This window comes from Micromonospora sp. H33 (genome assembly GCF_052068455.1).
GTDB lineage: Bacteria > Actinomycetota > Actinomycetes > Mycobacteriales > Micromonosporaceae > Micromonospora.
The window spans coordinates 556,140-580,544 of the sequence record NZ_JBQHDE010000001.1; the positions used below are offsets into that span (position 1 = coordinate 556,140).

Annotated in this window: 20 protein-coding genes; 6 read left to right on the forward strand and 14 right to left on the reverse strand. The window is 73.1% G+C overall.

Annotation, left to right across the window (positions count from 1 at the left end; all coding sequences use genetic code 11):
- Positions 1-74: 74 nt before the first annotated feature.
- On the forward strand, positions 75-1,409 hold the full coding sequence (locus ACTMS0_RS02650) for a D-arabinono-1,4-lactone oxidase (RefSeq protein WP_441153458.1): 1,335 nt from the start codon (positions 75-77) through the stop codon (positions 1,407-1,409).
- Here the strand turns inward: ACTMS0_RS02650 and ACTMS0_RS02655 are convergent.
- The 7 genes from ACTMS0_RS02655 to ACTMS0_RS02685 form a co-directional block, all read right to left on the reverse strand.
- Positions 1,385-2,602: a CapA family protein gene (locus tag ACTMS0_RS02655; RefSeq protein WP_441153459.1), complete on the reverse strand. Its 1,218-nt coding sequence runs from the start codon at positions 2,600-2,602 to the stop codon at positions 1,385-1,387. The two genes, ACTMS0_RS02650 and ACTMS0_RS02655, sit on opposite strands and share 25 nt — an antisense overlap.
- Positions 2,603-2,688: 86 nt before the next feature.
- Complete coding sequence (gene topA / locus ACTMS0_RS02660) at positions 2,689-5,511, reverse strand: type I DNA topoisomerase (protein ID WP_441153460.1); 2,823 nt, start codon at positions 5,509-5,511, stop codon at positions 2,689-2,691.
- Positions 5,512-5,859: 348 nt separating this feature from the next.
- Complete coding sequence (locus ACTMS0_RS02665) at positions 5,860-6,684, reverse strand: hypothetical protein (protein WP_441153461.1); 825 nt, start codon at positions 6,682-6,684, stop codon at positions 5,860-5,862.
- Complete coding sequence (locus ACTMS0_RS02670; RefSeq protein WP_441153462.1) at positions 6,675-7,217, reverse strand: hypothetical protein; 543 nt, start codon at positions 7,215-7,217, stop codon at positions 6,675-6,677. The genes ACTMS0_RS02665 and ACTMS0_RS02670 overlap by 10 nt, the downstream gene beginning before the upstream one ends.
- A 133-nt stretch (positions 7,218-7,350) precedes the next feature.
- Complete coding sequence (locus tag ACTMS0_RS02675) at positions 7,351-9,705, reverse strand: sodium-translocating pyrophosphatase (RefSeq protein ID WP_441153463.1); 2,355 nt, start codon at positions 9,703-9,705, stop codon at positions 7,351-7,353.
- Positions 9,706-10,026: 321 nt separating this feature from the next.
- On the reverse strand, positions 10,027-10,461 hold the full coding sequence (locus ACTMS0_RS02680; RefSeq protein WP_441153464.1) for an ATP-binding protein: 435 nt from the start codon (positions 10,459-10,461) through the stop codon (positions 10,027-10,029).
- Positions 10,461-10,796 (reverse strand): STAS domain-containing protein, encoded by a 336-nt coding sequence (locus tag ACTMS0_RS02685; RefSeq protein ID WP_155329250.1) that lies wholly within the window; start codon positions 10,794-10,796, stop codon positions 10,461-10,463. Before ACTMS0_RS02685 ends, ACTMS0_RS02680 begins: the two co-directional genes overlap by 1 nt.
- 280 nt (positions 10,797-11,076) lie before the next feature.
- Here ACTMS0_RS02685 and ACTMS0_RS02690 point away from each other — a divergent pair, with 280 nt between their 5' ends.
- Both ACTMS0_RS02690 and ACTMS0_RS02695 read left to right on the forward strand, forming a co-directional pair.
- On the forward strand, positions 11,077-13,428 hold the full coding sequence (locus ACTMS0_RS02690; RefSeq protein WP_441153988.1) for a DEAD/DEAH box helicase: 2,352 nt from the start codon (positions 11,077-11,079) through the stop codon (positions 13,426-13,428).
- 197 nt (positions 13,429-13,625) lie between these two features.
- Positions 13,626-14,204, forward strand: a complete 579-nt coding sequence (locus ACTMS0_RS02695) for a hypothetical protein (RefSeq protein ID WP_441153465.1) — start codon at positions 13,626-13,628, stop codon at positions 14,202-14,204.
- A gap of 190 nt (positions 14,205-14,394) precedes the next feature.
- On the opposite strand, the gene ACTMS0_RS02700 is transcribed toward ACTMS0_RS02695, so the two are convergent.
- The 7 genes from ACTMS0_RS02700 to ssd all read right to left on the reverse strand — a co-directional run bounded on the left by ACTMS0_RS02700 (position 14,395) and on the right by ssd (position 19,762).
- Positions 14,395-14,754, reverse strand: a complete 360-nt coding sequence (locus tag ACTMS0_RS02700) for an Rv3654c family TadE-like protein (protein WP_441153989.1) — start codon at positions 14,752-14,754, stop codon at positions 14,395-14,397.
- Positions 14,755-14,855: 101 nt separating this feature from the next.
- On the reverse strand, positions 14,856-15,218 hold the full coding sequence (locus ACTMS0_RS02705; RefSeq protein ID WP_441153466.1) for a TadE family type IV pilus minor pilin: 363 nt from the start codon (positions 15,216-15,218) through the stop codon (positions 14,856-14,858).
- On the reverse strand, positions 15,215-15,388 hold the full coding sequence (locus tag ACTMS0_RS02710; protein WP_441153467.1) for a DUF4244 domain-containing protein: 174 nt from the start codon (positions 15,386-15,388) through the stop codon (positions 15,215-15,217). Before ACTMS0_RS02710 ends, ACTMS0_RS02705 begins: the two co-directional genes overlap by 4 nt.
- Positions 15,389-15,406: 18 nt before the next feature.
- Positions 15,407-16,183 carry a type II secretion system F family protein gene (locus ACTMS0_RS02715; protein WP_441153468.1) on the reverse strand — a complete coding sequence of 259 codons (777 nt, stop codon included), beginning with the start codon at positions 16,181-16,183 and terminating at the stop codon, positions 15,407-15,409.
- Positions 16,183-17,175 carry a type II secretion system F family protein gene (locus ACTMS0_RS02720; protein WP_441153990.1) on the reverse strand — a complete coding sequence of 331 codons (993 nt, stop codon included), beginning with the start codon at positions 17,173-17,175 and terminating at the stop codon, positions 16,183-16,185. The genes ACTMS0_RS02715 and ACTMS0_RS02720 overlap by 1 nt, the downstream gene beginning before the upstream one ends.
- 275 nt (positions 17,176-17,450) lie before the next feature.
- The gene (locus tag ACTMS0_RS02725; RefSeq protein WP_441153469.1) at positions 17,451-18,662 is read right to left on the reverse strand and encodes a TadA family conjugal transfer-associated ATPase; all 1,212 of its coding nucleotides are present in this window, start codon (positions 18,660-18,662) and stop codon (positions 17,451-17,453) included.
- A complete protein-coding gene (gene ssd / locus ACTMS0_RS02730) occupies positions 18,659-19,762 on the reverse strand; it encodes a septum site-determining protein Ssd (RefSeq protein WP_441153470.1) in 1,104 nt (367 codons plus the stop codon). The genes ACTMS0_RS02725 and ssd overlap by 4 nt, the downstream gene beginning before the upstream one ends.
- Before the next feature lie 414 nt (positions 19,763-20,176).
- Between ssd and ACTMS0_RS02735 the strand changes: the two genes are divergently transcribed.
- The 3 genes from ACTMS0_RS02735 (at position 20,177) to ACTMS0_RS02745 (ending at position 24,364) form a co-directional block, all read left to right on the forward strand.
- Positions 20,177-21,196 carry a hypothetical protein gene (locus ACTMS0_RS02735; RefSeq protein ID WP_441153991.1) on the forward strand — a complete coding sequence of 340 codons (1,020 nt, stop codon included), beginning with the start codon at positions 20,177-20,179 and terminating at the stop codon, positions 21,194-21,196.
- A gap of 387 nt (positions 21,197-21,583) precedes the next feature.
- Entirely contained in the window at positions 21,584-22,795 is a 1,212-nt protein-coding gene (locus ACTMS0_RS02740; protein ID WP_441153471.1) for a hypothetical protein, read from the forward strand.
- Positions 22,796-23,122: 327 nt separating this feature from the next.
- The gene (locus tag ACTMS0_RS02745; RefSeq protein WP_441153472.1) at positions 23,123-24,364 is read left to right on the forward strand and encodes a low temperature requirement protein A; all 1,242 of its coding nucleotides are present in this window, start codon (positions 23,123-23,125) and stop codon (positions 24,362-24,364) included.
- Positions 24,365-24,405: the final 41 nt, after the last annotated feature.

Sequence of the window (24,405 nt, forward strand, 5' to 3'; positions counted from 1 at the left end):
CCTTGATTGCGGTATTTACCAGGTACAACGTTCCTGATATGAAGTCACTTCATATTCACATAGAGGAGTGTCCCATGGTCGCCACCGCACCCTCCGTAACCGCCTGGGCCAACTGGGCCGGCAATCAGCGTGGCACCGCCACCGCCGTCCTGCGTCCCACGTCCGTCGACGACGTCGCCGACGCGGTCCGGACCGCCGCAGCGGCCGGCGAGCGGATCCGCGCGGTCGGCAGTGGCCACTCCTTCACCGCCGTCGCGCTGGCCGACGGGCACCGGATGGAGCTGTCCGACCTGGATACCGGCGTACGCGTCGACGTCGATCGCCGACTGGTCACCGTACCCGCCGGGACCACGCTGCGCGCGCTCAACCGGTTGCTCGCCGGGCACGGCCTGGCCCTGCCCAACCTCGGCGACATCGACGCGCAGACCGTCGCCGGCGCGATCTCGACCGGCACGCACGGCACCGGCGCCGGGTACGGCTGCCTGTCGACGTTCGTCGAGGCGCTCACCCTGGTCACCGGCACCGGCGAGGTGCTGCACTGCTCCGCCGACGAGCACCCCGACGTGTTCGCCGCCGCCCGGGTCTCGCTCGGCGCGCTCGGCGTGCTGGTCGACGTGACGCTGCGCTGCGTGGACGCGTTCGTGCTGCTCGCGCACGAGCGGCCGGCGCACCTGGCCGGCGTGCTGGCCGACCTGCCGGCCCTGCTGGAACGGCACGACCACGTGGAGTTCTACTGGTTCCCGTACACCGACCGGCTGCAGGTCAAGACCAACGACCGGGTGCCCGTGGACGACCGGCCGCTGCCGCGCTGGCGCGGCTGGCTGGACGACGAGTTCCTCTCCAACACCGTCTTCGCCGGCGCCTGCCGGCTGGGCCGTGCCGTGCCGGCGCTCGCCCCGACCATCAGCGCGGTCTCCGCGCGGGCACTCACCGAGCGCCGCTACACCGGCCGCTCCGACGCGGTCTTCTGCACCCCGCGCCGGGTCCGCTTCGTGGAGATGGAGTACGGGCTGCCGCGCGACGCCCTCGCACCGGCCCTGGAAGCCCTGCGCGGCATCGTCGACGGGCTGCCGTTCAAGGTGCTCTTCCCGGTAGAGGTGCGGTTCACCGCCGGCGACGACATCTGGCTGTCCCACGGTCACGGGCGGGACTGCGCGTACATCGCCGTCCACCAGTACGTGGGCATGCCGTACGAGCCGTACTTCCGGGCCTTCGAGGAGGTGGCGGCGGGGCTGGGCGGCCGGCCGCACTGGGGCAAGCTGCACTGGCGTGACGCGGCGTCGCTGGCGCCCGCGTACCCCCGCTGGGCCGACTTCCAGGCCGTCCGGGCGCGGCTCGACCCGCACCGGGTGTTCACCAGCCCCCACCTCGACCGGGTGCTCGGTCACCCGGCCGGCAGCACCACCTGATCCGCGCCGCCACCGGACCGCACGTGACCCATCACCCGCTCGTACGCGGCCCGGTGCGCGCGCCGGACGGCGGCCGGCGTCGCCGGGTCGGCGAGTGACGTCGACAGGTCGACCAGACGCAGATCCGGTGTGAGCTCCGTCCAGGTGGGCAGGGCCTCCATCCGGGTCACCCGCCACCGGCCGGGCCCCACCTCGGTGAAGGTGGCCCGGGCCAGCACGCCCTCGCGGTTGGCGTCGATCGGCTCCGCGTGCCGGGCCAGGTGGTTGCCCATCCCGAAGACCACCCACTCGTCGCCGACCCGCCGGAACGGCTGCACCGCGTGCGCGTGGTGCCCGAGGATGAGGTCCACGTCCGGCGAGGCGATCAGCTGCCGCGCCCACGCCTCCTGGTCGGCGTCGGGCCGGTGCTGGTACTCGGTGCCCCAGTGCAGGCTCAGCACGACGATCTCTGCGCCCGCGGCCCGGGCCCGGGCCGCGGCGGCGAGGACCTCCGGCGGGTCGATGAGGTTGGCCAGCCACGGTTTGCCGGGCGGCCGGGTCAGACCGTTGAAGTTCAGCGTGTACGACAGATGGCCGAGCCGTACCCCGCCGACGGAGTAGATCCGGGGCTTCCCGGCCTCGGCGGCGCTGCGGGCGCTGCCGGCGTGGGCCAGCCCCGCCGCGTCCAGCGCGTCGAGCGTCCGGACCACCCCCTCGGCACCCTGGTCCAGGGTGTGGTTCGACGCCGTCGAGCACCCGTCGAAACCCGCCGCCCGGATCCCGTCCAGCACCTGCGGGGGCGCGCTGAAGGCGGGAAAACCGGCGAACGGACCGTCCGGTGGCGCCAGCGGCGTCTCCAGGTGGCACAGCGCGAGGTCGGCGGCGCTGATCGCCGGGGCGATCCCGGCGAACATCGGGGCGAAGTCGAGACCGCCGGCCCGGCGCGCGTCCCGGCGCGCCTGCTCGGTGACCGCCGGATGGACCAGGATGTCGCCGGCGGCGACCAGCCGCAGGGTGCGGGGACCGGTGGACGCCTCGGGCGCCGCCGTCGGGGTGACCGACGATGCCGACGGCGCGGCGGCGTTCGGCGGCAGCGGATCCGCCGCACCGAACGAGGCCACACCGACCGCCACGGCGGTCAGCGACACGCTGACCGCCACCGCGGCGACCAGGGCGCCACGGCGGCCGTACGGAAGCCCCGCGAGCACCGGCATGCGGTGAGGCTAGATCGCCGGCGGGCCGGAGCACTGACCGTACGGTCAGCTTCCCCCTTTTCGGGCGTCTCCGGCGGAAAGCGGGACTACTCCTCGCCGTGGCTGCTAGCCGCCGCCTTCTTCGGGGCGGCCTTCTTGACCGTGGTGGCCTTCGCGGTCGTCGCCTTCTTCGCCGCCGTCGCCTTGGTCGCCGCGGCGGTCTTCTTCGCCGCGGTGGCCTTCTTTGCGGGCGCGGCCTTCTTCGCCGCCTTCTTGCGCGGCGCCGGACCCTTCGCCCGCTTCTCGGCGAGCATCTCCGACGCCTCCTGGAGGCTCAGCTCCTCCGGGGTCTGACCGCGCCGCAGCGACGCGTTGGTCTCCCCGTCGGTCACGTACGGCCCGAACCGCCCGTCCTTGATGACCAGCGGCTTCTCGGTCACCGGGTCGGCGCCCATCTCCCGCAGCGGGGGCGCGGCCGCCCGGCGCTGCCGGGCCTTCGGAGCGGCGAGCAGGGCCAGCGCCTCGTCGAGCGTGACGGTGAACATCTTGTCCTCGGAGTCCAGCGACCGGAACTCCTCGCCCCGCTTGACGTACGGGCCGTAGCGGCCGTTGTTGGCGAGGACCTCGTTGCCCTCCGGGTCGACGCCGACCAGCCGGGGCAGGCTGAGCAGCTTCAGCGCGTCCTCGAAGGTCAGCGAGTCCGGCGACTGGGAGCGCAGCAGCGACGACTTGCGCTCGCCGCTGGCCACGTACGGGCCGTACCGGCCGGACTTGAGCAGGATCGGCTCGCCGGTGGCCGGGTCGTCGCCGAGCTTGCGCTCGCCCCCACCGCCGAGGAACAGCTCGTGCACCTTCTCCGGGGTCAGCTCGTCGGGTGCCAGCCCCTCCGGGATCGGCGCGCGGTCGCCCGGGGCGCCGCCCTCCTCGCCCTCCGCCTTCGGCGGCGGCACCGCGCCGGGGAGCGCCCGCTGGAGGTACGGCCCGAACCGGCCGACCCGCACGACGACCTCGCGCCCCTCGTCGTCGGTGAAGAGCGGGATGGAGTTGACGCTGCGGGCGTCGATGTCGCTCAGGTTCTCCGTGACCAGCTTCTTCAGGCCGCCGGAACGGGCGATGTCCTGGTCACCGACGCCGTTGGTGCTGCCGAAGTAGAACGCGGTGAGGAAGTCGACCGCGGCGTGGTCGCCACCGGCGATCTCGTCCAGCTCGTTCTCCATGCTGGCGGTGAAGTCGTAGTCGATCAGGCGCGGGTAGTGCTGCTCCATCAGCCCGACCACCGCGAACGCCAGGAACGACGGGATCATCGCCTGGCCACGCTTGGAGACGTACCCCCGGTCCTGGATGGTCTGCATGATCGACGCGTAGGTCGACGGACGGCCGATGCCCAGCTCCTCCAGGGCCTTCACCAGCGACGCCTCCGTGTAGCGGGCCGGCGGCTGAGTGTGGTGGCCCTGCGCGGCCAGCTCCTCGGCGGTGAGCGGCTGGTCCTTCACCAGCGTCGGCAGGCGGCGCTCGGCGTCCTCCGCCTCGGCGTTCTCGTCGTCGCTGGACTCGACGTACGCCCGCAGGAAGCCCGGGTCGGTGATGGTCTTGCCGGTGGCGCCGAAGTCGGCCTCCTCGCTCGCCGCGGAGACCGCGCGGATGCGCACCGAGACGCTCGAGCCCACCGCGTCCGTCATCTGCGAGGCGATCGTGCGCCGCCAGATCAGCTCGTAGAGCTTGAACTCCTCGGCGGACAGCTCCTTGGCCACCTCGCCCGGGGTGCGGAAGTTGTCCCCCGCCGGGCGGATCGCCTCGTGCGCCTCCTGCGCGTTCTTCACCTTGCCGGTGTAGCGGCGCGGCTCCGGCGGCACGCTGCGCTCGCCGTACAGCTCGACGATCTGCCGGCGGGCCGCCGCGATGGCGGTCTCCGACAGGTTCACCGAGTCGGTACGCATGTAGGTGATGTAGCCGTTCTCGTAGAGCCGCTGCGCGGTGCGCATCGTCTGCTGCGACGAGAACCGCAGCTTGCGGGCCGCCTCCTGCTGGAGGGTGGAGGTGATGAACGGCGCGTACGGCCGCCGGCGGTAGGGCTTCTCCTCGACCCGGGTGACCCTGAACGGCCGGCCCTCCAGCCGGGCCGCCAGCCCGCGCGCCCCGCCCTCGTCGAGGTGGACGACGCCGGCGCCGGCCTTCACCCGGCCGGTGGTGGGCTCGAAGTCCTTGCCGGTGGCGATCCGGTCGCCGTTCAGCGCGACCAGCGTGGCGTTGAACGTGCGCGGCCCCTCGCCGGCCTGCCCGACCGCGAGGGTGGCGAGGATGTCCCAGTACTCGGCGGTGCGGAACGCCATCCGCTGGCGCTCCCGCTCGACGACGATGCGGGTCGCCACCGACTGCACCCGGCCCGCCGAGAGCTTCGGCATGACCTTCTTCCACAGCACGGGCGAGACCTCGTAGCCGTAGAGGCGGTCGAGGATGCGCCGAGCCTCCTGCGCGTCGACCAGGTCCCGGTCGATCTCGCGCGGGTTGGCCACCGCGGCCTGGATGGCCGGCTTGGTGATCTCGTGGAAGACCATCCGCTTGACCGGCACCTTGGGCTTGAGCGTCTCCACCAGGTGCCAGGCGATCGCCTCGCCCTCGCGGTCCTCGTCCGTCGCCAGGAAGATCTCGTCGACCTCCTTGGCCAGCTTGGTCAGCTTGCTGATCTGCTGCTTGCGGTCCGGTGAGACCACGTAGAGGGCGTGGAAGCCGTTGTCGACGTCGACGCCGAGCCGCGCCCACGGCTCGCCCTTGTACTTCGCCGGCACGTCGGCGGCGTTGCGCGGCAGGTCGCGGACGTGCCCGAAGCTGGCCTCCACGATGTACCCCGGGCCGAGGTAGCCCGAGATCGTCTTGGCCTTCGCCGGTGACTCGACGATGACCAGACGGGTGGTTCCAGCGTTGCTCGGCACGTCTCTCTCCGACCTCACTCCTGCTCGTGACCGCTCCGGCGCCCGGTTCAGGCCGCACTCGACCCCTCCGGGCCGGGCGGTCCGGATGTCCAACGTAACGCGTCGTCCGCGATTCGGGTTTCGCGGGCGACAAACCACTCCCTTTCGCGGCCGGCGGGGCCGGACGGCGCCACCGTACACCGCCCGTGGCCCGCCGAGTGGTTCCCCGTGACGAACAAGCCCTGTAGCCGACCCGCCCCCCAACCGTTCGCCGACCCGCCCCTCGTCCCGTCGATCATGGGGTGGCGGTGGGCGGAGTGTAGCGTTTCGCCCCTTTGGTGAGGCACCACGACTCCATGATCGCCGCGGTCAGGGACGCGTGGGCCAGGCGGCCGGCGGGGTTCGCGGTGGCGGGTCGCCGATCAGCTCGGTCAGGCGGGTCAGGTCGCGGCGGCCGGTGACGCGGTAGGCGGGGACGTCCGGGTCGAGGAGGGCGTTGGGCACGCCGGCGGCGGCCAGGGCGGCGCCGACGGCCGCCACGTGCGCGTCGTCGGCGGAGCCGAGGTGCAGCACGACGTCGGGCGGCTCCACCCACCCGGCGGCCGCCAGCCACAGCCGCAGTCGCCGGCCGTTCAGGTGGAAGCCGTCCGGCGGGCGCTTCGCCGGACCTTGCAGCCACGCCGCCGCGAGCGGCTTCAGGAGCCGGGTGTACGACGTCCGCACCGCGTGCCGCCCGTCCCCGGTCTCCTCCCAGCTCGCCCGCAGCCCCCGCCCGGCCAGCTCGGCGACGAGCACGTGCACCCGCCACGCGGCGTCGACCACCACCGACAGGCGGGCCGTACCGCCCATGACCGACACCTCGGCGGGCCCGGCGAGCAGGCCGGCCAGGTCGGCGACGGACGGATCGGTGGCCTCGGCGCCGAAGAAGGCGAGCTGCCGGCGGGGATCGTCCGGGCGCTGCGGATCGCCGCCGGGCCCGGACCGGGCGCCGAGGGCCGGCCCCGGTTCTCCGTCCGCGTCGGCGGTCCCGGGAGCCGCTTCGGCACCCGCGTCGTCCGCGACGACGGTCGAGGGATCGACCGGCGGGGCCGGACGCCGCCGGCGAGGGGGCCGTGCGGGGGCCGGCTCGGGCACCGGGAAGAGCGTCGGCAGCGACTCCGCGTCCGACGGCCCGGCGGCACCGCTCAACGGCACTCGGGGACCTCGGCGAAGGCGCGCTTCAACTCCTCGGAGTTGAGCCGGGTGGTGTCCAGCGCGGAGGCGTCGTACTCCCGGTTCAGCGTCTCCACCGCCGACCGCACCCCGTCGTAGAAGACGGTGGGTTGGCTGGTGCTCAGGCCGTCGATGGCGTCGCGCGCCTTGCCGTACGCGTCGCGCATCCGCGCCAGCGACGTGCGGAAGCCCTCCGACACCTCGACGCCCTTCTCGGCGTCCGGGATGCCGGCCTGCTCGACCTTGCGCCGCGCGGTCTCACTGGCCTGCTCCGCGCCGCCGAAGAGCCGCACGAGGTTCTCCTTGGCCTGTGCCGGGGTGGTCTGGGCGGTCATCTGCTGGTCGGTGCTGCTGGTGAGCTTGCTGATCTCGGCCCGCCACGGCGTCAGGGCCGAACAGACCGCCGCCGCCCAGGCCCGGGGGCTCGGCCCGCCGCCGCAGCCCGCGGCCAGCAGGACGACCGTGGCCAGCAGCGCCGTCAGCTTTCCGGCGGCTGCCGCCCGGCACGTACGCATGCGTTGCAGCGTACGGCGTCGCGTCCCGCCGCACACCGGTCAGGTTGGTCCGCCCGCGGTCCCGACCCGGTCAGGTCATGGTCCCGAGGGGCCGGTCCCCGGTCGGCGCGGCCGACCGGGGACCGGGTCGGGTTCACGCGTTGACCGTCTCCGGCCGCTGGTCCGGGCTGCCCGCGCCGGTGCCGGTGTCGGAGTCGGACATGGCCACGCCCTTGCGCTTGCTGAACACCACCGCCGCGACGACGATCAGCGTCGCCACCACCGCGATGGTGATGCGCAGGCCGGTGTTGCGCTCGTCGCCCACGCTCCAGGCCACCACGGCCGGGGCGATCAGCAGCGAGACCAGGTTCATCACCTTGATCAGCGGGTTGATCGCCGGACCGGCGGTGTCCTTGAACGGGTCGCCGACGGTGTCGCCGATGACCGTCGCGGCGTGCGCCTGGGAGCCCTTGCCGCCGTACGCGCCGTCCTCGACCATCTTCTTGGCGTTGTCCCAGGCGCCGCCGGAGTTGGCCAGGAACACCGCCATCAGCGTGCCGGCCCCGATGGCACCGGCCAGGTACGACGCCAGCGCGCCCGGCCCGAGGCCGAAGCCGACCGCGATCGGCGCGAGGATGGCGAGCAGACCGGGCGTCATCAGCTCGCGCTGCGCGTCCCGGGTGCAGATGTCGACGACCTTGCCGTACTCGGGGCGCTGCGTGCGGTCCATGATCCCGGGCAGCTCGCGGAACTGCCGGCGGACCTCCATCACGACCGCGCCCGCCGAGCGGGACACCGCGTTGATGGCCAGCCCGGAGAAGAGGAAGACCACCGCGGCGCCGATGATGAGGCCGACCAGGTTGCGCGGGTTAGCCACGTTCAGCGAGTTGAGGATCTCGTTGCCCACGTCGGCGACGCCCGCGTCCGAGTACGCGGAACGCAGCGTGTCGGTGTACGAGCCGAACAGCGCGGTGGCGGCGAGCACCGCCGTGGCGATCGCGATGCCCTTGGTGATCGCCTTGGTGGTGTTGCCGACCGCGTCCAGCTCGGTCAGCGTGCGGGCGCCGTGCTCGTCGATGTCGCCGGACATCTCCGCCACGCCCTGCGCGTTGTCGGAGATCGGGCCGAAGGTGTCCATCGCGACGATCACGCCGACCGTGGTGAGCAGGCCGGTGCCGGCCAGCGCGACCGCGAACAGCGACAGCGTGATGGAGCTGCCGCCGAGCAGGAACGCGCCGAAGACGCCCGCGCCGATCAGCAGCGCCGAGTAGACCGCCGACTCCAGGCCGACGCTGATGCCGGCGAGGATGACGGTGGCCGGGCCGGTCTGGCTGCTCTTGCCGATGTCCTGCACCGGGCGGCGGTTGGTCTCGGTGAAGTAGCCGGTGAGCGCCTGGATCGCGGCGGCCAGCACGATGCCGATGACGACCGCGCCGATGGCGACCACGCGCGGGTTCTCGTCGACGTCGGTCAGGCCGCCCTCCAGCTCGGCGAAGGTCGCCGGCAGGTACGCCCAGGTGGCGGCGGCGACCAGCACCGCGGAGAGCAGCGCCGAGATGTAGAAGGCCCGGTTGATCGCGGTCAGGCCGGAGCGGTCCGAGGCGCGCAGCCGGGTGATGAAGACGCCGATGATCGCGACGAGCACACCGATGGTGGAGATGATCAGCGGGAAGACCAGGCCCTGCTCGCCGAAGGCGGCGCGGCCGAGGATCAGCGCGGCGACCAGGGTGACCGCGTACGACTCGAAGAGGTCGGCGGCCATGCCGGCGCAGTCGCCGACGTTGTCGCCCACGTTGTCGGCGATGGTGGCGGCGTTGCGCGGGTCGTCCTCGGGGATGCCCTGCTCGACCTTGCCGACCAGGTCGGCGCCGACGTCGGCGGCCTTGGTGAAGATGCCGCCGCCGACCCGCATGAACATGGCGAGCAGCGCGGCGCCGAAGCCGAAGCCCTCCAGCACGGTCGGGGCGTCACCCTTGAAGAACAGGACGACCATTGCGGCACCGAGGAGACCGAGGCCGACGGTGAGGAAGCCGACCACGCCGCCGGTGCGGAACGCGATCTTCATCGCCGCCTCGCGGCCGCCCTCACGCTCGCGGGCGGCGGCGGCGACCCGCAGGTTGGCCCGGGTGGCCAGCCACATGCCGGCGCCACCGATGAACGCGCTGAACAGCGCGCCGACGACGAAGAAGGCCGACCGGCCGATCTTCACCGCGGTCTCGCTGCCGTCGGTGTCGTGCACCGGCAGCAGGAAGAGCAGCACCACGGCGACGACCACGAAGATCGCCAGGGTGCGGAACTGCCGGAGCAGGTACGCCGAGGCGCCCTCCTGCACCGCCCCCGAGATCTCCTGCATGTTCGTGGTGCCCTTGCCAGCTGCCAGCACGGTCCTGGTCAACGTGGCGGCGAAGACCAGCGCCACGGCCGCGATCACGGCGGCGAGAACCACGTACGTGACATTGTCCCCGGTGAGGGAGATCCCGCCGCTGTCGGCGGCCAAGGTGTCGGACATCTGTGTCCTCCTGTACCGAACGCTCGCGCCGGCCGGTGGAGACGCACCGGATGGCGCCTGGATGCGGTGTCGCAAGCACGCGCCAACCCACCCCGAGCGGACCAGCGATGGAACACCGTTCCCGCTGGCGGCGGGATGGATCACTTGCTGACAACCCGCGTACTGTAGCCCTCCGCAGTGTCGGAGGTCACACCGAGGGGGCACCGTGTCCGGATGATCTTCGTCGCTGTGTTATGAGCGGAAGTCTGATATAGGAGGGCGTCCATGACGATCAGGCCGCGCCCCCTGCTCGGGACGCGGCCTGCGAAAAGAAAGATCAGCTCAGCGGCCGACCGGCCACACCATCCGCACCTCGGTGCCGACACCCTCCTCCACCGGGCGCACCTGGAGGTCCTCGACGAAGCCGGCCAGCAGTGCGAAGCCGACGCCGGTGGTCAGGGCGTCCTCGCTGAGCGACTCCTTGGCCAGTTCGTCCGGCGGCAGGGCGGCCAGGCCGATCCCGGCCTCGATCGGGGCGCGGTCGACGACCCGGACGGCGTACGCCCCGGAGTCGGACATCTCCACCAGCACCGGGTCGGGCAGGCCGTACTGGCGGTGCAGGGCGACCGCCCGGGTGCACGCCTCACCGATCGCGAGCCGCACCTCGTCGAGCAGGTCCTCCCGTACGCCCGCCCGCCGGGCGACGGCGACGCCGACCAGTCGGGCGGTGCGGACGTGCACCGGGGCCGGCGAGAACGAGAGGCGGACCGTGGCCATCACGCGCCGGTCGCCGCGTCGACCGTCGGGTGCAGCGGAAAGACCTGGTCGAGCGCGGTGATCCGGAAGATCTTCAGCAGCGGCTCCTTGTCACAGACCAGGGCGAACGTGCCGCCCGCGGTCCGCAGCCGCTTGAGGGCGCCCACCAGCACGCCGAGCCCGGTGGAGTCGAGGAAGTCCACCCGGCCGAGGTCGACCACGACGTGCCGCGCCCCACCGTCGATCAGTTCGAGGAGCCGCTCGCGCAGCCGGGGGGCGGTGTAGACGTCCACCTCACCGCCGACCTCGAGCACCGTGTGCTCCCCCACGGTGCGGGTCGCCAGCGACAGCTCCATCGGTCCTCCTCGCAAGAGCCGTAAACTCTCCAGGGCATCTAACCATTACCGCCGGGACGACCTGTCGGTCACCGGCGGCGATCTCTCCCTTACCCCCGGCCCCCGCTTTTCATCTCCGAACACCAGTGCGAGAGTGCAGGACGTGACCTCCGACAGCTTCAGCTCGGCGCGTCTGCGGCCGCGCCACGACCTGAAGCCGTCGTCCGACAGCTCCGGCTCCGCGCGTCTGGCGCCGCGCCACGGCCTGAAGCAGTCGTCCGACAGCTCCGGCTCCGCGCGTCTGGCGCCGCGCCACGACCTGGAGCCGTCGTCCGCAGCCACCCTCACCGCAGGCCCCGCGCCAGCCGACCTGCTGGACCGGCTGCGCGCCCGCGGCGACGCCGACCCGGTCACCCACGTCGAGCGGGTGCCGGCCCGCCCCGGCACCCCCGCCCCGTGGCCCGCCTGGGCTCCCGAGGAGCTGCGCGCGGCGTTCGCCCGCCGGGGCGTCGTCGCGCCGTGGCGGCACCAGGTGGAGGCGGCCGACCTCGCGTACGCCGGGACGCACGTCGTCGTCGCCACCGGCACGGCCTCCGGCAAGTCCCTGGCGTACCAGCTGCCCGCGCTGGCCACCCTGCTCGCCGACCCCCGCGCCACCGTGCTCTACCTCGCGCCGACCAAGGCGCTCGCCGCCGACCAGGTGCGCGCCGTCGCCGACCTGGAGCTGGAGGGGGTACGCCCCGCCTGCTACGACGGGGACACCCCGCGCGCCGAGCGGGAGTGGATCCGGCGGCACTCCCGGTTCGTGCTGACCAACCCCGACATGCTGCACCATGGCATCCTGCCCGGGCACGCACAGTGGTCGGGGTTCCTGCGCCGGCTCGCGTACGTGGTGGTCGACGAGTGCCACACCTACCGGGGTGTGTTCGGCTCGCACGTCGCCCACGTGCTGCGCCGGCTGCGGCGGCAGTGCGCGCGCTACGGACGTACCCCGGTCTTCGTGCTGGCCTCGGCCACGTCGGGCGACCCGGCCGCGGCGGCCGGGCGGCTCACCGGCCTGCCCGTCACGGCCGTCGCCGAGGACACGTCGCCGCGCGGCGGGGTGACGTTCGCGCTGTGGGAGCCACCGTTGCTGCCCGCCACCGCCACCTCCCCCGACGATGTCGACCTGGCGCCGGTCCGCCGGTCGGCGCTGCGGGAGACCGCGGACCTGCTCGCCGACACGGTTGCTTCCGGGGTCCGTACGCTCGCGTTCGTCCGGTCCCGGCGCGGTGCCGAGGTGGTGGCCGCGAACGCCCGGCGCGCCCTCGACGAGGCGGTGCCCGGGCTCGGGGACCGGGTGGCCGCCTACCGGGCTGGGTACCTGCGCGAGGAGCGGCGGGAGCTGGAGCGGGCGCTGCTGCACGGCGACCTGCTCGGGCTGGCGTCGACCAACGCGCTGGAGCTGGGCGTCGACCTGGTCGGGTTGGACGCGGTGCTGATCTGCGGGTACCCGGGCACCCGCGCGTCGCTCTGGCAGCAGGCCGGCCGGGCCGGGCGCTCGGGCCAGGAGGCACTCGCCGTGCTGGTGGCCCGGGACGACCCGCTCGACACCTATCTCGTCCACCATCCGGAGGCGGTCTTCGGGGCCCCGGTCGAGGCGACCGTGCTCGACCCGGCCAACCCGTACGTTCTCGGGCCGCAGCTCGCGTGCGCGGCGGCCGAGGCACCGCTCACCCCCGCCGACCTGGAGCTGTTCGGCGAGGGCGCGAAGGAGGCCGTCGACGCGCTGGTCGAAGCGGGTGCGCTGCGGCAACGGCCGACCGGCTGGTACTGGCGGCACCGGGAGCGCCCCGAGGTCGACCTGCGCGGCGAGGACGGCGCGCCGGTCTGCGTGGTGGAGGCCGCGACCGGGCGGCTGCTCGGCACGGTCGACGGCGGGTCGTCCCACTTCCTGCTCCACCCCGGCGCGGTCTACCTGCACCAGGGCGTGTCGTACGTGGTCGACACCCTCGACCTCGCCGACGGGTGCGCGCTGGTGCACCCCGAGGAGCCGGACTGGTCCACCCACGCCCGCGACGTCACGTCGCTGTCGGTGGTGTCGGTACGGTCGTACGTGGACGCCGGGCCGGTCGGGCTCTTCCTCGGCGAGGTCGACGTCACCAGTCAGGTGGTGTCGTACCAGCGCCGGCGGATCGCCACCGGCGAGGTCATCGACACCCGCCCGCTGGACCTCCCGGCCCGTGAGCTGCGCACGGTGGCGGTCTGGCTCACCCTCTCGCCGCAGTCTCTGGCGGCAGCCGGGGTCGACCCGGCCGACGTGCCGGGCGCGCTGCACGCCGCCGAGCACGCCGCGATCGGGCTGCTGCCGCTGATGGCCACCTGCGACCGGTGGGACATCGGCGGGCTCTCGACCGCGGTGCACCCGGACACCGAGGCGCCGACGGTCTTCGTCTACGACGGGCACCCGGGCGGGGCCGGTTTCGCCGAGCGCGCGTACGGGACGGCGTCGGCGTGGCTGCGCGCGACCCGGGACGCGATCGCGGAGTGCGCCTGCGAGTCCGGCTGCCCGTCCTGCGTCCAGTCCCCGAAGTGCGGCAACGGCAACAACCCGCTCTCCAAGCCGGACGCCATCCGCGTCCTCGACGTGGTGCTGGCGAACCTCCCCTCCTGAGCGGCATGGACCGGCGCGGGCCTGGGCCCGTCCTCCAGACCTGGGCCCTGCGCACGACGGCCGACGGCCGGTGCTGAGTTCGGCCCTGCGCACGACGGCCGACGGCAAGTGCTGACACGCGGCCATCCGGGGCGTCGGGGGCGGGCGGCGAGGCCCGGGCTGTGCGAGACTCCGGCCCACCCGCTGAAGGAGATCTCATGCAGCCCGACAATTTGCAGGCTCAGCAGCAGTTCCACATCCGGCAACGGATCCGGTTGATGGTCAACCAGTACGAGGTCCACGCCGTCGCCCCCGACGGCTCCGAAGGCGGTCTGCTGGCGTTCGCCCAGCAGAAGCGGCTCGCCTTCAAGGAGCAGGTGACCATCTACACCGACGACTCGAAGCAGCAGCCGCTGCTCGGCTTCAAGGCGCGACAGCGCCTCGACCTCGGTGCCACCTACGACGTCACCGACCACGCCGGCAACCCGATCGGGGCGTTCCGCAAGGACTTCGCGCAGTCCCTGCTCCGCTCGACGTGGCACGTCGAGCAGCCCGGGCTGCCCCAGGTCACCGGGCAGGAGCGCTCCCTGCCGGTGGCCCTGCTCCGCCGCTTCGTCGACTCGCTGTCCTGGCTGCCGTACCACTTCGACTTCGTCGCGGACGGCCAGCCGGTCTTCTCCGTCATCAAGAAGTGGGGCCTCCGCGACCGGTACGTCGTTCAGATCCAGCACCCGCAGATCGACCGTCGGCTGGTGATCGCGATGGCCGTCGCCCTCGACGCCTTCCAGGCCCGCTGACGTCGAGGTGCTCCGGCCCATGGCCGACGTTGCCTTCGCCGGCCCAGACCTGAAACCGGGCCGGCGAAGGCGAACGGACGTGTCTGTTCGACCGCACGGCCGTCCCGGCGCTCACCGCTCAACCTCGGCCGCCGCCGCACGCACCGCTTGATCTCCGGCTGGGCCGGCACGCATGCCGCACCCGCGCCGCTCAGCCTCGGACCGGACCGGCTCGGGCGCGTGCCGTCGCCACTCTGGTCAGGCCCGGCATCGGTGTGACGGTCACCTCGGCAGCGATCACGACGTCCAGCCCGTCGAGTCGGCAGTCGACGATTCGTCCGCCGTTGTCCGAGACGACGTCGGCGGCCGACGCGCATGCCGCGGCAGCGCCCAGGGCCGCGTCACCGGCGCCGGCCAGGGCGCCGAGGTCCGCCGCGACGCCAGCCTGCTGCCGCGCCACCCGGGCGGCCGCCACCGCTGCGCCGGCCGTACCGAACAGGACGAACGCGATGCCGACAACAAGCAGAAGAATCGTCGCACCACCCCGGTCATCGTCCACGTTGATCCTCATGTCGTTCCCGTGATCGGAGCGCCCCTTGATCGGATACGTCCCAGCGGCACGGTGGTCGGCGTGTCGAACCCGGGAGGCGTATCCGATCAACGTTTCCCGGATCACGGCAGGGCCGGGCCGGGCTCGACCGCGGCCACAGCGGTCGCCGTGATCGTGAGCCGGGGCAGCCGGGCACCGAGGGCGCGTACCGGGGCCCGCACCGTCGCGCGTACCCGATCCCCGTCCACGGTGATCGACACCTCCGCCCCCGGCGGGGCCACCCGGTCCGCGGCGGCCCGTCCGTCGTCGCCCCGGGAGGCGGCGATCGCCGCCTCCCGGGCCGCGTGCATGCATTCGCCCTTCGTGCCCACCGCGTGGACCGCGGTCAGGCCCGCGAACAGGAACAGCAGCAGCGCCGGAAGTCCGGCCGCCAGCTCGGCGGTGAACGATCCCCGGTCACGGCCGGCCCGCCGGCGCTGCGTCACTTGAGTGCCCGGTCGATGACGGCCGTCAACGCGGACTGCACGTTGCCGGAGGTCAGCACCTTCAGCAGGATCCCGGCGAAGGCGACCGCGGCGAGCGTGCCGACGGCGTACTCGGCGGTGTTCATCCCGGCGTCCCCGCGGAGGCGGGCGATGAGTCTGCGCATGTGCATGGTCCTTTCTCGAAGTGGTCAGAGCACGTCACCGAGGACGGCGACGATCACCGGCACCAGACCGGCGAGAATGAAGGCCGGCAGGAAGCAGAGCCCCAGCGGCAGCACGATCAGCACCCCGGCCCGGCGGGCAGCCGCCTCGGCCGCCGTGGCACGGTCCGCCCGCAGGTCGTCGGCGAGGCGGGTCAGCGCGCCGGCTAGGGCGGCACCGCTGGCCGCCGAGCGGAGCGCGGCCGCGGTCAGCCGCTCGGCACCGGGCACCGGACCGAGCGACGCCCACGCCTCCGCCGGGTCGGCCCCGAGCCGAAGCAACCGACCGACCCGGGCGAGACGCTCCCCGAGCGGGCCGTCGAGCGCATCCGCCACGGCCAGCACCGAACGGTCGACGGGGGCGCCCGCGCGCATCGCCGAGGCCAGGAGGTCCGCGGCGAGCGGGAGGTCCTCGGCTTCCCGGCGGCGCCGCTCGCGTACGGCCGGTGACTCGATCCGCCGCAGCGTCCGGTCGAGCAGCACCATGGCGACCGGCCCACCGAGGAGTCCCGCCCAGCCGCCGACCACCACGACGACGGACACCCCGACGAACACGGCGACGAGTCGGATCGCGTCCGGCCGGAGACGGCGTCGCGGCTGGCCGGACGTGCCCGCCGGGGTCTCCGGCCGGATCCGTGGCGGACCGGCCGGGGCCCGGCGCAGATCCCGCAGGCGACGTACCGGGCGGCGGCGCCTCGTCCACAGGACCGCCGCCAGCAGCACCCCCGCGGAAAGGCAACCCGAGGTGAGCACCATGCGGGACATCACGCGCTCCGGCCCGGGATCGAAGTGAGCCGTTCGGCCCAGAGCAGCCCGGCGACCTGGAGTACGACGGCCAGGACGGCACAGCCGCCGCCGATCGGGGTGTGCAGGAGCACGGCGACCGGGTCGACGCCGATGCCGTACCCCAGGCCGATGCCCCCGAGCGGCAGGGCCGCGAGCAGCCAGGCGGTCGCCCGCGCGCCGGCCGCCTGGGCCGCCGCGGCGGCGAGGCCCCGGTCGGCGGAACGGGCGTCCACGTCGATCCGTTCCAGCAGCTCCGCCAGCGGCGCGCCGGTCCGGTCGGCGAGATGGACGGCGGCCCGGGTCAGGGAACTCCCCGGCCCGTCGGTTGCGTCTGTCGACAGTGCCACCGCCTGGGCCACCGGCAGACCGGCCCGCAGGTCGGCGGCGAGGTCGCAGAGCTGGTCGAGCCGGTGCTTGCGGGCCTGCCGGGCGCGCCGCGACGCCTCGCGTCGCAGCAGGCCGCGAACTCCCACCGTGCCGTACGCCCCTGCGGCGAACGCCGCCACCGGACCGCCCGCCACGGCACCCAGGGCCGCCGCGACCAGGCCGGCCAGCAGCAGGGTGCGCCTCGGTGACGCCGCCGGACCCGCCCACCAGCGCCGTCCCGGGGCGACCCCCGGTCCCCGACGGGCCGAGCCGGTGGCCGACATGCGAAAGGACGTCGCCGCGGCCGATGGCGTCGCCGACGGCGCGGACTGCGTCGGCGTCCCCCCGCGACGGCCGTCGCCCCCGGACGGCGGTGGCCCGCCCGGACGCCGCGAGTCGCGCCGCGACGGCGGCCCCGTGCGACGCGGGCCGCGCGCGTCCGGTGAACCCGGCATCGTGAGCAGGCGGGACGCCTCCAGCGCACGGGCCGTTCGGGGCGGGAGGGCTGCGGCAGCCGCCGGTGGCCACAAGCCAACCTCCTGCGGGCCGGCAGTCGACGACGGGCCCGGGTCGGCCGACGACGACTCGCCCTGCGGCGTGACCATCCCGGAGCGGGAGATCGGAGCCCGCGTCACCACCTCCACCACCGGCTCGGCCGCTGGCAGTTCGTCCGGAGCCCACGTCGACGGCTCCCCGTCCGGTAATCCGCCACCGGCCGGTGCGCAATGGTCACGCCGCAGGCTGGTCACCCACGCGACCAGGGGATCCTCGACAGGGGCAGCACCCGTGCCGAACGCCCGCCGACGGGTGACCAGCAGCGGCCGGCCCGCGACGACCGCCATGGTCACCAGGACCAGCGTCAGCAGCAGGTACGGCGGGGTCATGCCGGTCCCGCCGATCCGGGCCAGGGCCCCCGGAGGATCGGCGGGACCGCGACGTTACGGCCGTCCAGCAGCTCCGCGAGCGTTCGGGCGGCGGACGCCGGGCCGCCACTGCGGACCCACGCCGGCACGGCGCTGACCAGCCGGTCGGGCCCGTCCGGCAGGAGCAGGCAGACCGACTCCAGCACCCGTCCCCGCGACGAACGCCGGACGTGCAGCACCACCTGGAGGGCCGCCGCCACCTGCGCGTGCAGCGCGGGCCGGGGCAGGCCGCCCAGAAGGCCGAGCGCCTCCAGCCGGGCCGGCACGTCGGACGGCGCGTTGGCGTGCAGCGTCCCGGCGCCGCCCTCGTGCCCGGTGTTGAGTGCGGCCAGCAGGTCGACCACCTCCGGCCCGCGACACTCACCGACCACCAGCCGGTCCGGTCGCATCCTCAGCGCCTGGCGTACCAGGTCGGTCAGGCCGATCGCGCCCGAGCCCTCCACGTTGGCCGTCCGAGCCTGCAGACCCACCACGTGCGGGTGGCTCGGGTGCAGCTCGGCGGCGTCCTCGACGAGCACGATCCGTTCCGTGGCCGGCACGAGACCGAGCATCGTGTTGAGCAGGGTCGTCTTCCCGGAGCCCGTGCCACCCACGACGAGGTACGCGAGCCGGGCCGCCACCACCGCGGACAGCACCGGGGCCACCGGACGCGGCACAGTGCCGTGGCGTACCAGCTCGTCGAGCGTGAACGGTCGCTGCCGGAAGGTCCGCAGGGACAGGTACGGCCCGTCGGTCGCCACCGGGGGCAGCACGGCGTGTAGCCGGGTGCCGTCCGCGAGCCGCGCGTCGACGTACGGGGAGCCGTCGTCCAGCCGCCGCCCGGCGCCGGCCGCGAGCCGCTGGGCGAGCCGGCGTACGTCGTCCACCGAGCCCACCGGCACCGCGACCTGCTCGAGGCCCCGCCCCCGGTCGACCCACACCCGGACGCCGTTGACGAGCACATCGGTCACCTCGGGATCCGCCAGCAGCGGGGCGAGCGGACCGGCACCCACCAGGTCGTCGTGCACCCGGTCGGCCAGGCGGAGCAGGGTGGTGTCGCCGAGCACGGCGGCGGTCGGCTCAGCCCGGACGGCGGAGACGATCGCGGCCGGGGTGACCGGTGCGGACGAGGACGCGATCCGCTGCCGGACCCGCGCGGCGAGCCCCTCCCCGTCGGCGGGCCCGGTCACGCCGCACCCGCCGCGGGCGCTCCGGTCAGCTCGGCGACGATCCGTTGACACAGGGCCGCCAGCGAGCCCCGACCGTCGGCGGCCGGGGCTTCGCCGCGCTCCAGGCCCCGGCAGAGCGCGGGCTCCGGGCGCAACGTCCCGGCGAGCGGAAGCCCGAGTGCCCCCGCCACCTCGGCGGCCTTGAGTCGGCCCGGCGCCGGCCCCCGCACGATCAGCGACAGGTCGGCGCAGTGCGGCACGGCGGCGGCGACCACCCGCGCTGCCGAGGCCGTGGCGCGCAGCTCGGCGGGAACGACGAGGAACGCCCGATCGACGGCTTGCAGGGCGGTCACCGCCGCGTCGTCGAGATGTCTCGGAAGGTCGACCACGACGACGTCCCGACCACGGCGGGCGGCGTCGAGGGTCGCCGCCATCGCCGGAGCGGGCAGCGGCAGGAGGTCGCCCCGGTCCCACGAGAGCACCACCAGGTCGCCCCGGCTCGGCAGGGCACGAACCAGAGCCGGCGCGTCGACCCGCCCCTCGGCGTCCGTCAGCGCCGGCCAGCGCAGGCCGTCCAACTGTTCCCAGCCCAGCACCAGATCCAGCCCGCCGCCGAGCGGATCGGCGTCGACCAGGAGCGTGCGCAGCCGGGACCGGGCAGCCGTGACGGCGAGACCGCCGGCGAGGATGCTCGCGCCGGCACCACCACGACCTCCCAGGACGGCCACGGCCCGGGCCCCGCCGGGGACCGGCTGGTCCGGGCCGCACTCGACGAACCGGTCCACCAACCATGGCTCGGCCGCCGGCAGGGTCGCGACGTGCTGGGCCCCCATCAGATCGGCGACCTCCCAGCCGGGCTCGAGTTCGCCGGAGCGGCCGACCAGCACCAGGCGACGCCGGTACGGCAGCCGTGCCCGCAGGCACGATTGGGCCTGGTCGCTGCCGACGAGCACCAGTGGAGCGGGCGACCAACGGGACCGGGCGGCCACCGGATCCGGCGCGAGGTCCACCTCGACGCCGCCGGCTGCGGCGAGCCGCAGGAGGTCGTCGAGCAGGTCCCCGTCGGACGTGACGAGCAGGGGCAGGCGCCGAGGGGGTGGTACGGAGGTACGGGGTGGCATCACGGCCTCCAGCGGTCGGCTCGGATTCGCTGGTCCGGAACCCTGCTCGCTCCGGCCCGCAGACGCCGCCCCACGGGCGCCGCCTGTGGACGACCGAGCCACCTGTGGACAACGCCCGAAACAGCAGTTGATCTGCTATGCCTGCCGGCGCTCGGCGAAGCATTCGTCGAGGTGGCAGCGCCTGTCGTCGCGAATGGCTGCGCACGACGTAGGGCGGTGGGGTCGCGAACGGACCGCGGAGATTCGTCCGCCGGAGTCGACTCCGGCGAGTGGCCGATTGACCGGAACGAGTCGCCCGTGCGGCCGACCCGCCGCGGCGACCGACGACTCCGTCGATTCGGGCGGAACGGGCCCGGGGCAACGGACGCCAGCACTAGCGTCTGGACCATGCCGGCCCGTTCGTCCCGCTGGTCGATGCCGCCCCGGGTACTGGAGGCACCGTCGTACCTGCAGGCGTTCGTGCTCTCCGGGGTGGTGACGGTGCTGGTCACCCGCGCCTTTCTCCAGGCGGCCGGTTACCCGCGGCTCGGCGGCGGAGGGTTCCACATCGCGCACGTGCTCTGGGGTGGCCTGCTGATGACCGCCGGCCTGGGTGTCGCGCTGGTCTTCCTCGGCAGCGCGGCGCGCATCCTCGGCGCGATCCTGGGCGGGACCGGGTTCGGGCTCTTCATCGACGAGGTCGGCAAATTCGTCACGGCCGGGACCGACTATTTCTACGCCCCGGCCGCCGGCATCATCTACGGCTCCTTCGCCCTGCTGGTGCTGATTACCCAGGCGATCCGCGGCCGGACCCGGCTCTCCGGTCCGGAGCGGACGGCGAACGCCTTGTACACGGTGGTCAGCGGGCTCGGCACCGGCCTCACCGATCTGCGTCGCAAGGCGGTGATGCGGCTGGTTCGCGGCTGCGGCCCGGACGTGGAGGAGGGGGTGGCCCGGCTGCTGGACGCCGTGCCCCGGCGCGAGCCACCCGGAACCAGGTTCTGGCAACCCTGGCTCAACCGGGGGCGCCGGGCGCTGGCTTGGGTGACCACCCACCGGTGGGTGGTGTCGCTGGTGGTGCTCTATTTGGTCGGCGAGCCGTTCGTCGTCGTACTCCGCGTCGTGGAGGACGCGGCCACCGGCCAGTTGCCCGACCAGCGGGAATGGGGCGCCGTGCTCGGGGTCGCGCTCTCCGCGTTGATCACCGCGGTGCTCGGCATCCGCGGGGCGCTGCTGCTACCGAGCGACCAGGTGCGGGCCTTCCGGCTGTTCAAACTCGCGCTGCTGGTGGATCTGCTGTTCGGGCAGATCTTCAGCTTCACCGTCAACCAGTTCGGGGCGCTCGCCGCGCTCGGCGTGGACCTCTTCCTGCTCGCGGTGGTGACCGCCGAGTACCGCCGGCTCTGCCGGCGAGCGCCGACAACCGAGGCCGGAACCGCCGAGAAGAGACGGTGACCTGCGGCGGGACAACGACCCGGGAAAGGGACGACCCCCGTCGGAGGGATGCGGACCGAAATTGTCGGCTGCCAGCGACTCCTAGCGGCTTATACCGTCGAGCAGGTAAACCCCGCCGTCGTTCGACGTCCGGCACCGACCTGGATCAAGGCTCTTGCTGCCTTCTCGCTGCCTCGCTGCCTCGCTGCTGCATGACGTCTCGTTTACAAAATCTGCGCGCTGCGTCGGGACGTGTCTGCGCCCGTCCGCGACCTCGGGCCGTCGTCTGTGCGCAGCCGTCGGCGGCTTCTGTCGTCCGTTCGCGGGATGGCCGGGTCGACTTTTGGCCGATGGCGAGTAGAGTGATCTGGCTGTCCGCACCCGTGCACTCTGAGGAGGCCGGCGATCGTGGCCGAGAGATCGACCGCTCGTTCCGCCGATGTGGCTACCGGATATTACGACGACCCGGCGGGTAGCTCAGACAACTGGATCTCTCGGCGGTCGCGGCTGGCAGCAAGTGATTCGGACCCGTATTTCGAGCGGCTGGAGGCTGCCGCGCCGCAACGGCGCGAGGAGTCGTACGAGCCCGGGAATGCCTACCAGGATTATGAAGGGCGACACGCAAGGCATCGGGCGCGCGAGCAGTACGAGGATGACTACGAACAGTACGACGGGGCCTACCGTCAGCACGAGTACGCGTACCGGCGGTCCGAGTCGCTGGCCTACCCCGAACCGGCGTACTACGCGCCCGACCAGACCTATCAGTACGACGAGCACGACCAGTCCTACCAGGAGGAGCACCGAGCCCAAGAGCCGTATGGACCGGCCGATACCTCTCTGGCTCACGGGTACGCGTACGCCGCGCAGCAGGGAAGGTACCCCCAGCCGGAGGAGGACTACGCCCGCAGGGAGTACCCCCACGGGGGCTACGCTGGCCGTAACGAGTACCGCCACGAGGAGTCTGACGCGCGGGACTCCAAGGCGGAGGAGAAGACGCGGCCCCAAAGTAAGCACAGCCGGGAGCTTGATGTCCGCCCAAGGCCGGCGAACCGGCGGCGGCGCTGGATGATTCCGGTCGGCGGGCTTGCGTTGGCGGCGCTGCTCAGCGCTCTCGCGTTCATGTGGGGGTCGGACCAGCCGCCCGAAGCGGGGCTGCCGCTGCCGGCGGCCGCCAGCCCGACGGACGCGTACGAGCAGCCAAGCACCCATCCGGAGCCATCCGCGCCGCCAAGTTCCCCAACACTGCCCGACTCCTCCGCTACCCCCAGTGCGACGTCGTCGGTCACGCCTTCCTCCTCGCCCAGCGCCACACCGTCGGTCACGCCTTCCGCTACGCCCAGCGCCACACCGTCGGTCACGCCTGCGCCGACCCAAAGTCCGGGTCCGGTCTTGCTCGGCCCACAAAGCGGGGGTGGGGTGGAAAATTTGGTCCAGCGGTACTGCGACAGGCACACCGGCGGCTCGGCGGACCCACGCCGCGACGGCCGTTGGCAATGCGAAACTCTCTTCTCCGCGTCCATCGTCAACATGGACATCGCCTGCCAGGACACCTATGATTCGGGCGCCTACGCACGGACAACCAATCCCGGCGATGCATATGCCTGGCGGTGCTACCGCTGATCACCCACGCCCCGGACTGGCGCCAGCCAAGGCACTGACATGAGCGCGGCCCGCAAGCCCGCACGGCCATGTGCTGTCCGTCGCAGCCCAAGTAGACGGGTCAACTCTGCGGTTCACCAACTACAGGTAAGCCGTCGCCGTCGTGGCCGGCCAGGAGGCTCGTCACGCCCGGTGACCTGGGCAGATCTCGTCGCCACTGGTCGTCGTTGACGACAGATGCGAACCGGCGGCGACGGCTGGCGGGACCTCACGCCCCTATACCGCTGGCCCATGAGTTAGCAGGGCCTGCCGAACCTCAGCCAATGCCATCGCGACACATCCACGTCGGTGAAGGCCGCGTCATGGTACGACTGCGTCAAAGGCAGGCAGAACGGCAGAAGCGGGCGAGCCGATGACGGGTGGTGCAGCGGGGCTGCGGCGGAGACCCGAGGATCCACAGCGAGCGCGTTCCTGGAACTGTTCTTCGACCTGGTGTTCGTCCTCGCGCTCTTCCGGGTCTCGCAGGGGCTGCTGGAGCATCTGACCTGGAGCGGTGCCTTCCAGACGCTGGTGTTGCTGCTCGCCCTGTGGTGGGTCTGGGTCCATACCGCAGGGGCAGCCGACATGCTCGACCCGCGACGAGCGCCGATACAGCTGCTGGTCATCGCGACGATGTTCGGCACTCTGTTGATGGCCGCCGCCGCCCCGGAGGCGTTCCACGAGCGAGGCCTGTTCTTCGCAGGTGCATACGTCGCCATTCACGTCGGCCGCAGTGCGTTCATCGTGGCCGTCGTGCGTGACGACGAGGTACGGCGCTTCTACCTGCGGCTGCTCTTCTGGTTCGGCGTATCTGCCGTGCCGTGGATCGCGGGAGCCGCCGCGCACGATACGGCGCGTGCCGTGCTATGGGCGCTCGCGCTGGCCGTGGAGTACACGGCGGTCGCACTCCGCTACCCCACACCGTGGCTTGGCCGGGCCCGTGCAGCGGAGTTCGCGATCTCCGGCGAGCACCTGGGAGAGCGCTTCCGGCAGTTCTTCATCATCGCGCTCGGCGAGTTGATCCTGTCGACGGGGCTGGCCTTCGGCAACGGCGGCTTCGAGGCCGACCGGAGCGCTGCGGTCGTAGTGGCGTTCGCGACCATCGTGCTGCTGTGGCGGATCTACATCTACCGCGCCGGTGAACTGTTGGACACGGCCCTGGCAGCCGCCCCCGACCCACTCCGCGTGGGCATCCCGTCGGTGTACTCCCACCTCGCCATGATCGCCGGCATCGTCGCGATCGCCGTCGGCGACGAGCTTGTCATCGTGCACCCGTTCGGACACAACCAGCCGGCCTGGATCGCCGTGATCCTCGGCGGGCCCGGACTGTTCCTCGCCGGACGTGCCCTCTTCGAGTATGCGGTGTTCCGCCGTGTGTCCTGGGATCGGCCGATCGGGGTCCTCGTGCTCGCCGTCATCTCCCCAGTCATGATCCTGGTGCCACCGCTAGGCGTCGCCACCGCCGCCGTCATCGTCCTGGCAGGAGTCGCCGTAGCCGACGCGATACGCGCACGACGACACCCACGCGAGCTGCCATCACGACCCGGCTAGCCGGAAGTGTCACCCACGTCCCGAAAATGATCTGTCACGGA